Here is a 12,986-nt window from a genome sequence, read left to right on the forward strand (position 1 = left end):
TTTTTTTATTTTCAAACAGGCGTTTTGTTGCAAAGGCATTTTACACTTTGGCAGAAGGCAGCAACTCTTCGACGAGCACCTTTAAAGCACGCCTTCCTTCTCGATTTCTGGTACTGGGATGAGGTGCTCGGTAACATATTATTTCCTTATCACCTTCAAAAGAAAATTTTTCCAGTTTTCCCTTATTCAAGCCGTTTACGCCTTGACCCGAGCCGGACAAATCAGGAAAGCACTCCCTCTGCGCCGCTACACCGCCGTCTCCGCTTACGAAAAGAATAATCTGTGGCTTTAAAATTTCAATTTGGGCACGCAGTAATTTACAGGAAAGTGTTTTTATATCTTCGAACCAATCCGAATACTTGGGATGTTTAGTTTTATAGTCCACCGCAAAAATATTAGCCCACAAGATGCCTTCGTTCCCACTTCGCTTGGCAACCTTGCGGACGAAATTGAAAAAGGTTGCTCCTTTTGTGTTTCTTTTTAAATCTCCAGTCAAATTCCGCCAAATAAAATCTTTGCTTAACGACATCAGTTGCCTTACATTTTCGGCATGATATTCATCAAATTTCTTGCTATCGTACCAACTGCGTGTTTCTCTGCCGACAATCAGAATTTTGTGTTCTGCGCTTTCATAATGCTCAGGAACAAAACCCAAATGGATATTGGATAATTTATTGTCCTTATTGTTAATTGCATGCAACAAGTTCTGATGTTCCGGTTTGTTTAAAATCTCTACATATTTACTCAGCAATACTTCTTGTAAATCATTCACTTGACGTATTTCTGTAATATTGAAACCGATTTTCCCATACTCAACTGCCGATTTTCCCATACCTCTGGTAATCGGAAAAACACAATACGGCGGTTTTGCCATTTTGACGGTAGGGGCGACAAAGGCTGTAATTGCCGTCATGCGCTTCATAACGTATTTCATCGGTTTGTCCGGCAAATACTTTTTGCAGGTATTCGCGCTCATTTAAGTCTGGGGCGTAAAGATACTCTGTTTTTCTGACTACTTTTTTCTCACCGTTTCTGACAACCACGAAACCGCCGTCGTCGGTTTGCTCCTGACTGCCTTCTGGCACAGGTTCACCAACGGTCTCATCAAAGCGGGAATGGGCGGAAAACAGCAGGTAAACCGGCTTGCCGCCGACCGTATCCGGCACAATCAGCGAAGCGGATTCGAAAGCCGAATCTTCTTTCGCCATCACTTTTAGGATTTCCGCCGATTTGTTGATATACGCCGAATCGAAACGGTAATCCGCCAGCGCGCTCATTTGGGCGGGACTGTCTTTAACGATACGTTCTGCCGATTTAATCAGGATTTCACGCTTTTTCTGCACAGTCAGATAGTTGCCTCCGAACAATAATGCCGCTAAAACGGGGAAGACTGCAAACAGCAGATATAGGATTTTTCTGCCGTTTTTCACATCAGCCTCTTGACCGCGCTCAGCTATGCGAGTCAGGTTCAACATAATATTCAGCATCAGCGCACCCGCCATCACGGCAAGAATGCCCAAAATGCTCATCGCAAAGATTTCTGTAATATGTTCGCGAAATATCCGAAGACCGAAAACGCTGGTCAAAATCAGGACAAACACCCAATACACCAGCAGCACGACTGCCGTCATGCCGATAATGTTTGTGGCTTTGACCAATTTTTTTGCGTTCATTGCTTCACCCTTTTTTCAGACGACCTATTTGTCCTGATTAATCAACAGATACGGATTAATCGCACCGCTTGGCAGATACACGCCGTAATGCAAATGGGCAGGCGTGGTTTTGGCGTTGCCGGTTTTGCCGACATAGCCGATGACCTGTCCTTCTTTCACACGTTCATACAGGCGGACGCTGGCGAATTTGTTGAGGTGGGCATAGTAGTGCCATGCGCCCGGCCCTTGGATGCCGATGACTTTGCCACCCAATCGGTTGCGCCCGATTTTGGTTACGATACCGGGCGTCGTACTGCGTATCGGCGTGTTTTTCTTAGCGAAAATATCCACGCCTTCATGTCTGCGCCCCTGGCTGCGCGCCGCGCCCCAAGTGTCGTCAAAACGCTTGCCTTTAACAGGATTGGGCAAACTTTGCGCCGCCGGCGGCTCTTTCGCCCTCAGCTCGGCAATTTCAGCGTTCGGGCGCGGCAGTTGTTTGGTGGTACAGCCCGCAAATAAAATCATGGCTGCACTGATTAAAAGGGTTTTTGTCGGCATTTTCAGCATCAAATCGGTCTCCTTGTTTTTTCAGACGGCCTCTTGAAACGATAATCAGAGGCCGTCTGAAACAACTGCGATAGGTTTAATAGCTGACGTGCCGTAATGCGTGTGTCTGTTGTTTTTATCGTGGGTATAAACGCTTTCAGACGACCTTGATGGTCTTCAGGCCGTCTGAAAACTTTGGTACCCGTTGTTATATCCGCTCTGCCAACGCTTTCTCTGCAACTTCAAAATCAGAAAAATGATGCTTCACTCCCTGCATATCCTGATAATTTTCGTGTCCTTTTCCGGCAATCAGGATAATGTCGTTTGCGGCGGCACGTTCGACTACATAACGGATAGCTGCGGCGCGGTCGGCTTCGACGCATTCGGGCGCGGGCACGGCAGGCAGGATGTCGTTGATGATGTCTTGCGGATTTTCCAAACGCGGGTTGTCGCTGGTTACGACGACTTTATCTGCGCCCTGCACGGCTGCTACGCCCATCAGCGGGCGTTTGCCTCGGTCACGGTTGCCGCCGCAGCCGAATACGCACCACAAAGCCGCGCCCTGCGGTTTGATTTCCTGCAAAGTAGCGAGTGCTTTTTCCAATGCATCGGGCGTGTGGGCGTAATCGACGACGACCAAAGGCTTGCCGCTGTTCATGATGCAGTCCATGCGACCTGAGGCAGGACGGATTTTTGCCAGCACATCCAATACTTTATCAAGCGGATAGCCGTTGGCACAAAGCAAGGCGATGCAGGCGGCGAGGTTTTGCGCGTTGAACCGTCCGAGCAGGCGCGTGCGGCAGCGGCCTTCGCCCCACGGCGTTTGGAATACGGCTTCCATGCCGTCTGAAGAGGCGGTGAAATGAACAATGCAGATGTCGGCGTGTTCGCTGAAGCCGTAGCTGTAAACAGCCAAATCAGGGCAGTCTTTTTTCAGACGACCTACGAGTTCTGCGCCATATTCGTCATCTACGTTGATGACGGCGTGTTTCAAGCTGTGCCAGTAAAACAGGCGCGACTTGATGGCACCGTAGGCTTCCATCGTGCCGTGATAGTCGAGATGGTCTCGGGTGAGGTTGGTGAAAATTGCGCTGCGGAATGGCACGCCGTTGACGCGCGACTGATCAAGGCCGTGGCTGGAGACTTCCATCGCGGCGGCTGTTGCGCCCTGTTGACGGAAGCGGTAGAGCAGGGTTTGGACATCGACGGGGGCGGGGGTGGTGTGCGTGGTTTCTTCCAATGCGCCCCAAAAGCCATTGCCGACCGTGCCGATGATGGCAGTTTTTTCGCCCAACAAATCGGCGGCTTGCGCCAGCCATTGTGTGATGGAGGTTTTGCCGTTGGTGCCGGTTACGCCCCAGACTTTGAGGTCGTCTGAAACGTTGCCGTAAACTTGCGCCGCCAACATGCCGGCACGGTGTTTCAAATCTTTGATGCCTTGATTGGGGACTTTCCATTCGGGATTCCACGCAAATTTGCCGTCGTCGTCCCAAAAAACAAAAGCCGCGCCGTTGGCAATGGCAGCGGGGATATAACTGCGGCCGTCGGTATATTCGCCCTGACAGGCAACGAAAATATCACCTTGTTTGATTTGACGGCTGTCTGAATGCAACAAACGCCCTGCTGCGTTTGCACACAGCAGAGGCGGAAAGTTGGTTTCAGCTAAAGGGGTTAACTTGCTGAACATATACAGTTTCTTTTTTAATGGCTTATTATGACGATACTTTAACGGTTGCCGCTTCTTTCAGTGGTTTGGTTGGAGACACGCCCAGAATATTCAGACTGCCGCTCATAACCTGTTTGAACACAGGTCCCGCGACCGTACCGCCGTAGTAGCCGTTGGCAGTCGGTTCATCCACGGTTACCGCCACAATAACGCGCGGATTCTGCGCAGGTGCAAAGCCGACGAAAGTTGCAACGTGCTTGTTATCCACATAGCGGCCGTTAATTAATTTACGCGCAGTACCCGTTTTGGCACCGACATCAAAACCGTCCACCGCACCGGCAGTACCCGTACCGCCCGGCTCAGTTACCGCAACCATCATTTCACGAATCTGTCTTGCGGTTTCAGCCTTAATAACTCGTTTGCCTTCGGGGGCAACAGCCTGTTTTTCAAAGCTGACCGGCAAAAGCTCGCCGTCATGGGTCAGCATAGTATAAGCACGCGCCAATTGCAGCAGGCTCAGTTGCAGACCGTAACCAAACGACATGGTTGCTTGTTCGATAGGGCGCCATCTTTTCCAGTTGCGCAGCAACCCTGCACTTTCGCCCGGGAAACCGGAGTGCATACGCACACCTACGCCCAAGTCGTGATAGAAGTCATACATTTCTTTCGGCTTGAACATAGCCGATAATTTGCTTGTTCCGACATTGGAAGATTTTTGCATAATGCCGCGCAAATCCAAAGAAGGATAAACATGGGTATCACGCACGGTAGCCGGTCCGATTTTATACGGATTGGTGTTAAATCTTTGGCTGGTGTTGACCTTACCGGAGTCCAACGCTTTGGCGATAGTAAAAGGCTTCATGGCCGAACCTGGTTCAATCATATCGGTAACGGCGCGGTTTCGGCGTTGTTCGCTGCCTGCGCTACCGGGCTGGTTGGGGTCGTAGGCGGGGCTGTTGACCAAGGCAAGGATTTCGCCTGTCTGCGCATCCAATACGACGACCGTACCGGCTTTGGCCTGATGGTAGTCGACGGCTTTGTTTAATTCCTCGTAAGCCAATGTTTGGATACGTTGGTCAAGCGACAGAACCATATCGCGTCCGTTTTTCGGCGCATTGTTGCGCGGAGAATCGAGGCTGTCTACGATATTGCCTTTATTGTCGCGCAACACAACTTTAGCGCCGTCCGAACCACGCAAAATATCTTCGCGGGAAAGTTCCAAACCTTCCTGGCCTTTACCGTCGATATTGGTAAAACCGATAACATGTGCAAACAGGTTGCCCATCGGATAATGGCGTTTCAGCTCTTTTTGGAAGCCAAAGCCCTTGATGCCCAACGCAGCAATCTCATCGGCTTTTTCCTTGCTCAATTGGCGCTTCAGATAGATAAAGTCTTTTTTCTTCCCTAACTTTTCCTTAATGGACGCAACCGGCACCTCAATAATAGACGATAGTTTTTCCAACTGCGCCTCAGTCGGCATTTCATCCATTTCAGACGGCATGGCAAACAGGGATTCCGTTGGAGCGCTCAAAGCAAGCGTCGCACCGTTGCGGTCGGTAATCATGCCGCGCGAAGCCGGCAGGGTCAGCGTACGAACAAAGCGTTGGTCACCTTGATTTTTAAGAAATTCATGTTGCGAAGTCTGCAAATACACACCTCGCCCCAATAATCCTGCAAACCCGACAGCCAGCGCCCCTAAAACCACAAGAATACGCCCATTGCTGGAAATGGGTTTCTTGGCCTTAGGTGCTTTCGGCAGCATCTGCGGCTTAAATTCGTTTCTAATCAACATACTAAACTTCTCTTATTACTTGACGGCATCGACCTTTTATCCGAACTGGGCTTTCCCGAACCAATCTTCGGAGTAAAGCTTTAATTGTTATTTTGATAAAGACTCTGCCTGTGTTTTCATTATTTTCCGTGTTCAACCATTACAGTATTGTGTGCACTCGGCGGTTGTAACCGTTGCTTTTCAGCTGCCACTTTAATCAGTTTGTGATTGGACAATTTAGCCTGTCCGAGCTTCAACCTCGCATAATCCTGTTCGAGCTTGATTTCTTGTTTCTGAGCCTTGTCCAACACCATATAATTGCGCCGCGCCTGATCCTGTACGGTTACTACCGCAAAACCGGATGCCGATGCGGCAACCAATAAAATCACGTTCAATTTATTCATTTCAGACGGCCTTTCCTTCGGCGTTAAAACTACCGGCCGTACGCTCGGCTACACGCAGCACCGCAGAACGCGACCTCGGATTGGCCAAAATTTCCGCATCGCTGGGTCTGACTGCCTTCCCTACCGGCCTCAACGGCGGCTGTGGCAAATCCGCTTCTTTTACTGCTGCCCAACGTGGCAATGGCGCATGTTGCGATTGTTTTTTGATGAACTGTTTTACAATACGGTCTTCCAAAGAATGGAACGCGATGACCGCCAACCGCCCACCCTCTTTCAGACGGCCTGTTGCTTGAGGCAATACAACTTCTATTTCTTCGAGCTCGCGGTTAATAAAGATGCGAACTGCTTGAAAGGTGCGCGTTGCCGGGTCTTGTCCGCGCTCGCGAGTACGGACGTTTTGAGCCACGAGCTGCGCCAGCTTGCGGGTTGTATCGATAGGACTTTCTTCCCGTTGCGCAACAATGGCGCGCGCAATCTGGCGACTAAACCGCTCTTCACCATAATTCTTGATTACCTCGTTTAAATCTTGTTCGGATGCTGTGGCAATCCATTCTGCTGCCGACATCCCGCGGGTCGGATCCATCCGCATGTCCAGAGGCGCATCGAAACGGAAGCTGAAGCCGCGACCACCCTCGTCAATTTGCGGGGATGAAACACCTAAATCGAATAATGCTCCATCCACTTTCCCGATCCCCAGCTCATCCAATGCCGTCTGAAAAACGGAAAATCCGTCATGCACCACGCTAACCCGCATATCATATGCCGCCAGCTTGCGTGCCGCAACTATTGCCTGTGGGTCTTTGTCGAAAACAATCAAACGGCCTTCTTCGCCCAAACGGGACAAAATCAGGCGGGAGTGCCCTCCCCTGCCGAACGTACCGTCAACATACACACCGTCCGGCCGGATATTCAGCGCATCCACCGCCTCGTTCAGCAATACGGTAATATGTTTGTATTCCCCAGCCTCGCTCACAACTGCAAATCCGTCTGACTCAACTGGTAATCCAGCTCTTCAGGATTAATATCCAAAGCCTGGTTCATCTCAGCTTCCCAATGCTCCCGACCCCACAACTCCAACCGGTTGGCGCGGCCGGCAAGCGTTACCTCTTTTTCAAAATCCACGCGTTTGCGCAAATTGGCCGACAACAAAATACGGCCGGCACTGTCCCACTCCAGCAATTCGGCATTGTGCAGCAATAAGTTCTGGTAACGCTGCAACACAGGATTTCCGTTTACTTTCAAAGCCAAAAGCTGCTGGGATACTTTCTCCCATTCGCTTTCGGGATACATCAGCAAACGCTGGCGCGAATCCAGCGTAACCACGACGGCGGGGGTATAGCGGCGCAGCAAAATATCGCGGAACTTAGCCGGAATGGCCAACCGCCCTTTGCTGTCTATACTCAACTCATGAACACCGCCAAACACTTTAAACCTATCCTGTCGTCGTAGAGAAAAATTTTGGGCAATTGGTACACTTTCCCCCACATCGCCCCACTAGCCCACACTATAAGAAATTTTGCCGACACGGTCAAATCGCAAACACTCTGAAAATGCTTATTTTCGGTTCAAAAAATACTTTTAAATACAGACAGATACCCAAACAACCACATTACCCGAACGGTCTTTTTCCAATCAAAATGGATGATAAAACACAATATCTTGTATCGTTTGTGTAAATTTACTACTACATATAGCACATAATATCGGTTTCCCGACCACAAAACAGGTACGTTATAATACATGCGCAAATTCTAAATTTTTACATTATCTAACAGTCATGAAACTCCAAATTCCGGTCCCTTCTCCTGCCGCACAACACTCCTGCCGGCAACTGTGCCGCCTGATAAGCGACGAAATCTCAGACAAAGGCAACTGGATTCCTTTCTCCCGTTTCATGGAACTCGCCCTCTATGCTCCCGACTTCGGTTACTACACCGGAGGAAGCCATAAAATCGGTGCGGGCGGAGATTTCATTACCGCCCCTGCACTGTCGCCCCTGTTCGGAAAAACCTTGTTTGCGCAACTCTCCGTCCTCTTGCCGCAAACCGCAGGCAACATATACGAATTCGGTGCCGGAACGGGGGATTTGGCCGTGAGCCTGCTGCAAAACTTTTCAGACGGCCTCAGGCATTATTACATCGTCGAACTCTCTCCCGAGCTGGCCGAACGCCAGCGTGCCATGATTTCAAACAGTCTTCCTCCCAAAACCGCACGAAAAATCATCCATCTCGACACGCTTCCCGACGAATTTGACGGCATCGTCATCGGCAACGAGGTGCTGGACGCTATGCCGGTGGAACTTGTCCGGAAAGAAGGCGGCAACTTTCAACAAATCGGCGTCAGTATAAAAAACGGGGAATTTGTCCAAGTTCCCCAAACACTTGCCACCCCTACCCTGCTTCGCTCTGCCGAAAACTATTTTCCCGACGCCGAACCGTACACCAGCGAGCTTCATCCCGCGCAACATGCCTTTGTGCACACCGTTGCCTCGAAACTCCGCCAAGGCGGCATGATATTCATCGATTACGGCTTTGATGCCGCCCAGTATTACCACCCGCAGCGCCATATGGGGACGCTCATCGGCCATTACCGGCACCACACCGTTCACGACCCTTTTTTTCTGCCCGGCCTAACCGACCTGACGGCCCATGTCAACTTCACCGATATTGCACAAGCGGCCACCGATGCCGGTTTGGATTTAATCGGCTACACCACCCAAGCCAATTTTCTTCTGAATCTGGGCATCACCGATCTTTTGGCACAAACGGGCCATCCTGATACCGCAGCCTATCTGACCGCCGCAGCGGCAGTACAGCAACTGGTTAACCCGCATGAAATGGGCGAGCTTTTCAAAGTTATCGCGTTCGGAAAAAACATAGATACAAACTGGCAGGGTTTCGCTTTCGGCGACATATGCCACATGCTTTGAATCAGGCCGTCTGAAAACTGCCACTACAATCTTTCAGACGGCCCGCACTAATAACCTAACCGACCGATGCACAAATCTATTTTTTATCCTTTAAAATCAAAATAGAAAACGAAACACAAATAAATGCGCTTGCCAAAAACGCAGAAAAACCTATAATAGCGGTTTCACGAAACGGCGAATTAGCTCAGTCGGTTAGAGCAGAGGAATCATAATCCTTGTGTCCGGGGTTCGAGTCCCTGATTCGCCACCATTCGGGGGTATAGCTCAGTTGGTAGAGCGCTTGCATGGCATGCAAGAGGTCAGCGGTTCGATCCCGCTTACCTCCACCAGAATAAGGAAAGGAACCGATTATTATCGGTTCCTTATTTTATTTGCATCTGCTGATGCTCCATCAGACGCCCGTTCATCACCCATCGGCTTCCGCCCGCCGCATTTCCTTTTTTCCTTTTCCGTCCGCACATGCCGTTCAGACGGCCTGCCATACCTTCGCCAATGCGGCAAGGCAATCGGGTAAGGCTCGGAAGGGAACGCTGCCGTGGTTGTCGTTCGGATAGTTCTCAAACACGGTTTCCACGCCTTTACCGCGCAATCTGACGGCGAAATCTTCTGCCTGCGTAACCATGTTGCGTTCGCGCTGGTGTCGCGTGCCGTTGCAGGCAGGTTGTTCCAAACCGCCTACGCGTATCTCGGCATAACACTCCTGCGGAATTTCAGACGGCATGAAATCAAGAAGGCGGCGGTTATGCCACCACATTGAAGGGCTGATGAGAAAATAGCGGCGGAAACGTTTGGTTGAGACGAGCAGGCTGTACGCACCGAACAGCGCGCCGAAAGAATGGCCGAACAAGGCCTGCTCGGCCGTATTAATCGGGAACCTGTCCGCCAGCAGCGGCATAAGTTCGCCGTCGACAAATGCGCCGAAGCGGTCGGCCTGCCCATACCGGCGGCAGTCGGCTTCGGTTGCGCCGGCGGGCAGCGGCGGGGTGTAATCCAGTGCGCGCCGTTGCAAATCGCGGATGGCGCCGTTGGGATAGCCGATACCGACTAAGAGGCACGGGGCGTTGCTGCGGGTCATCGGATTGACCAGCAACGATTGCGCCATGCTGAGTGCCGCCGGAAAAAACGCGTCGCCGTCAAGTATATAGAGGACCGGACAGCCTTGCGGCGGCGGTGTACCGATACAGGCCGTCTGAATGCGGTAGCTGCGGCCGGTATGTTGCGAATGGATTTGCGTTTCCTGCGCTTGCAGCAGGCGGGCATCCTGCCATTTGGGAATACGGGAGGTCATGATGTTTCCGGTTTCAGACGGCCTATTCAAGGTATGTGGTTGGGTTGGAATGAATCTGGTGCCTCGCTGCTTTTTTATTTTCATCCGTTCTCTTTTAGATTCGGCAGGGGTTCAGCACACCGCCCCGATGTTTGCTTGTTAGAAATGAAAAAACCAAACCGGCTGACGTTTCCCGCCGGCTTGGATAAATTTCCCGTAATGTGTTTGTTTTGTCGGGTTGGCAGGCCGTCTGAAAACGCCGCAGCGTTTTTTCAGACGGCCTTTTTTACCGTTTAGAAATCATACCGCACGTTCGCCATCAGGCTGCGTTCCGCACCGGGAATGTTGAAGGTGTTGGCGGAGCCTACGCGGGTGTAGTAGTGGCGGTTGAAAATGTTGTCGGCGTTGACTTGCAGTTTCAGCTTGGGCGTAAACTGGTAAGCCGCCATCGCGTCGAAGGTGGCGTATCCGCCCGCGCGCAACCCTGCCGACGAGGTAATGTGGCTCATCGCGTTCACGCCGCCGCCGAGGGTCAGTTTGGGCGTAACTTGGTAAGTCGTCCACAGGTTCGCGCTGTGTTTGGGCATCAGCAGGAAGATGCCATCGTCGCGATTGGTGGAGGCGGCTTTGATTTGGCTGTGCAGATAGCTGTAGCCTGCGTGAACCTGCCATTTCGGTGTAATCGCGCCGCTGATTTCGGTTTCGACGCCTTCCATCACACGTTTGCCCAGCGCGGCGTAGTGGGTGCTGTCGCCGACGATGCTGGCGGCGGCATTTTTGTCCTTCATACGGTAGAACGATACGCGGGTATTCAGGCGTTCGTTCATGTAGCTGCCTTTGTAACCCGCTTCAAACTGATTGCCCTGCCGCGCTTTCAGTAGCTTGCCGTCGGTGCCGAGGCTGGTTTGCGGCGTGTAGAGCTGGGAGAAGCTGGCGTAGAGGCTGTTGGCATCGTTCAAATCGTATACTGCGCCTGCGTAGCCGGTGAATTTGGTTTTATCGGCTTTGTTCAACGCCGTATCGTCGCCGGCCTCGATTTTGTAGTGGCCGACACGGCCGCCGGCAATCAGCGACAGGCCGTCGACGGGACGGAATACGGTTTTGCCGTAGAGGCCGAATTCGTCGAGGTTTTCTTTGGAAACGGAATAATTATACCCGCGGGTACCGGCACGCGCCTGTTGCAGCAGGTTCACATAAGGTACGGAACGGAAATCCCCCAAAGCGACGCCGCGGGCAAGCGCCGATCGGCCTTGTTCGGTCGTGCTCTTAAAGTGGTTGTAGTCGGCACCGACCACAAATTCGTTGGCGGTATTGCCCAGGCGGAACGGCTGGCTGTAGCTGGCGTCAAACGCAAAGGCTTTCTGCCGGATGTCGGTACCGAGGCCGGTTACCGTCGCACTGCCGTTTTCCGCCCGTTTGCTGCCTGCAAAAGTGTAGTTGGAATCGGCATCGCGGTCGGAATAGCGCACGCCGACTTTGCCGTAGCCGCCGTTGCCGAAGTAATGTTTCAAATCGGCGAACACGTCGTGGCTGTTCATTTTAAATTTGTTCCAATCCGCGCCGACAAAGGTGTGTTCGGGCAGCTTCATCAGCGAGCCGTCATGGTTGACCGGCAGACCGTTATACGGCGCGAGGTGGCGTTGCTGGTAAAGATAGCCCGCGCCCAAAGTCGTGTCGGGGTTGATGTCCCAATCCGCCGCTGCGTAGAAGGTTTCGTGGTGGTTGTTTTTCTCCGCCGGACGTGGAGACGCGCCGACGGTCTGCGCCATCACGCGGCCGCGCACGCTGCCGTCGGCGTTCAGACGGCCTGAAACGTCGGCCTCGGCTTTATATTGTTTGTGCGTACCGAACCCTGCCGCCGCATGGCCTTGGAACTCTTTGGTCGGGCGTTTGCGCACCAAATTCACAATGCCGCCCATCTCGCCGCTGCTGTCGAATAAGCCGCTCGGCCCGCGCATCACTTCGACGCGGTCGAAGGCGAACAGGTTGGGCAGCGTGCCGTTAATACTCTGCATCTGCGCAGGCAGGCCGTCGATGTTGTATTCGCTGTATTCGTAGCCGCGCGCATAAACCGACGAGCGGCCGTCGTCATTGCTCAACACGCGCAGGCCCGGCGTTTTGCGCGCCAACTGGTCAAACGTATCGACGTTGCGGTCTTTTACCTGCTGGTTGGTGATGATGCTGACGGATTGCGGAATTTCGCGCAAAGACGCGGGGATTTTTGTGCCGACGGTGGCGGCAAACGAGCTGTAATCGCCGTTTTTCTCGGTGGCAATCGCATTATACGAACGCTGCCCCTGAACATGCACGGCTTCCAGATTAACCTGATCGGCGGCGGAAACGGCCGAAGAAAACGCCGCCAAAACGGCAACGGCGGTCAAATTATGGCGGAACATCAATCATCCTCCTTATATGGAAATAGGAATGATTGCATTTTATATTTTCTACGGTCGTTCATGTAAACGGATATCATCGTTTTTCCGACAATCTTTTTTGAAAATGCGACAAACTGTTTTTGTGCTTTAAAAATAAAACGTTTGGGGATTTTTTATTGTTTTCAGACGGCCTCGCGGGGTGTTTTGTTGTGTTTCCGGCCTGCCGCATAAACAGGGGCGCGCAATGTATCGGAAAGTTGTTATTTGAACAAACAAGATAATCTTATTGGATCATTTGCTTTAATTAATAATTATTATATTTATGAAACGGTTTGTCCGTTTGAAGGATAAATGTTATCGTTGGGCCGGCAATCTC

Annotated in this window: 11 protein-coding genes and 2 tRNA genes; 3 read left to right on the forward strand and 10 right to left on the reverse strand. The window is 51.7% G+C overall.

Going from position 1 to position 12,986, the window contains the following annotated elements:
* Positions 1-40 precede the first annotated feature (40 nt).
* The 8 genes from ACI43T_RS01325 to mraZ all read right to left on the reverse strand — a co-directional run bounded on the left by ACI43T_RS01325 (position 41) and on the right by mraZ (position 7,464).
* The gene (locus ACI43T_RS01325; protein WP_405385318.1) at positions 41-922 is read right to left on the reverse strand and encodes a uracil-DNA glycosylase family protein; all 882 of its coding nucleotides are present in this window, start codon (positions 920-922) and stop codon (positions 41-43) included.
* The gene (locus ACI43T_RS01330; RefSeq protein ID WP_405385319.1) at positions 813-1,673 is read right to left on the reverse strand and encodes a peptidase; all 861 of its coding nucleotides are present in this window, start codon (positions 1,671-1,673) and stop codon (positions 813-815) included. Before ACI43T_RS01330 ends, ACI43T_RS01325 begins: the two co-directional genes overlap by 110 nt.
* A gap of 24 nt (positions 1,674-1,697) precedes the next feature.
* Complete coding sequence (locus ACI43T_RS01335; protein ID WP_377079752.1) at positions 1,698-2,219, reverse strand: M23 family metallopeptidase; 522 nt, start codon at positions 2,217-2,219, stop codon at positions 1,698-1,700.
* A gap of 187 nt (positions 2,220-2,406) precedes the next feature.
* Positions 2,407-3,885 (reverse strand): UDP-N-acetylmuramoyl-L-alanyl-D-glutamate--2,6-diaminopimelate ligase, encoded by a 1,479-nt coding sequence (locus tag ACI43T_RS01340; RefSeq protein ID WP_405385320.1) that lies wholly within the window; start codon positions 3,883-3,885, stop codon positions 2,407-2,409.
* A gap of 25 nt (positions 3,886-3,910) precedes the next feature.
* Positions 3,911-5,656, reverse strand: a complete 1,746-nt coding sequence (locus ACI43T_RS01345; RefSeq protein WP_314106089.1) for a peptidoglycan D,D-transpeptidase FtsI family protein — start codon at positions 5,654-5,656, stop codon at positions 3,911-3,913.
* Positions 5,657-5,775: 119 nt separating this feature from the next.
* The gene (ftsL, locus tag ACI43T_RS01350; protein WP_293278364.1) at positions 5,776-6,039 is read right to left on the reverse strand and encodes a cell division protein FtsL; all 264 of its coding nucleotides are present in this window, start codon (positions 6,037-6,039) and stop codon (positions 5,776-5,778) included.
* Between the two features lies 1 nt (position 6,040).
* The gene (gene rsmH / locus ACI43T_RS01355; protein ID WP_405385321.1) at positions 6,041-7,012 is read right to left on the reverse strand and encodes a 16S rRNA (cytosine(1402)-N(4))-methyltransferase RsmH; all 972 of its coding nucleotides are present in this window, start codon (positions 7,010-7,012) and stop codon (positions 6,041-6,043) included.
* A complete protein-coding gene (gene mraZ, locus ACI43T_RS01360) occupies positions 7,009-7,464 on the reverse strand; it encodes a division/cell wall cluster transcriptional repressor MraZ (RefSeq protein WP_009174330.1) in 456 nt (151 codons plus the stop codon). The genes rsmH and mraZ overlap by 4 nt, the downstream gene beginning before the upstream one ends.
* Positions 7,465-7,816: 352 nt before the next feature.
* Here mraZ and ACI43T_RS01365 point away from each other — a divergent pair, with 352 nt between their 5' ends.
* The 3 genes from ACI43T_RS01365 to ACI43T_RS01375 all read left to right on the forward strand — a co-directional run bounded on the left by ACI43T_RS01365 (position 7,817) and on the right by ACI43T_RS01375 (position 9,297).
* Entirely contained in the window at positions 7,817-8,968 is a 1,152-nt protein-coding gene (locus ACI43T_RS01365) for a class I SAM-dependent methyltransferase (protein WP_405385322.1), read from the forward strand.
* Positions 8,969-9,141: 173 nt separating this feature from the next.
* Positions 9,142-9,218 (forward strand) — tRNA-Met (locus ACI43T_RS01370).
* A 3-nt stretch (positions 9,219-9,221) separates the two neighbouring features.
* Positions 9,222-9,297: transfer RNA gene (locus tag ACI43T_RS01375), tRNA-Ala, on the forward strand.
* 137 nt (positions 9,298-9,434) lie between these two features.
* Here the strand turns inward: ACI43T_RS01375 and ACI43T_RS01380 are convergent.
* Together ACI43T_RS01380 and ACI43T_RS01385 are read right to left on the reverse strand one after the other, a co-directional pair.
* Positions 9,435-10,256, reverse strand: a complete 822-nt coding sequence (locus tag ACI43T_RS01380; RefSeq protein ID WP_405385323.1) for an alpha/beta hydrolase — start codon at positions 10,254-10,256, stop codon at positions 9,435-9,437.
* Positions 10,257-10,528: 272 nt separating this feature from the next.
* Positions 10,529-12,631: a TonB-dependent siderophore receptor gene (locus tag ACI43T_RS01385; protein ID WP_405385324.1), complete on the reverse strand. Its 2,103-nt coding sequence runs from the start codon at positions 12,629-12,631 to the stop codon at positions 10,529-10,531.
* Positions 12,632-12,986: the final 355 nt, after the last annotated feature.

Source organism: Neisseria oralis, assembly GCF_045062685.1.
Taxonomy (GTDB): domain Bacteria; phylum Pseudomonadota; class Gammaproteobacteria; order Burkholderiales; family Neisseriaceae; genus Neisseria; species Neisseria oralis.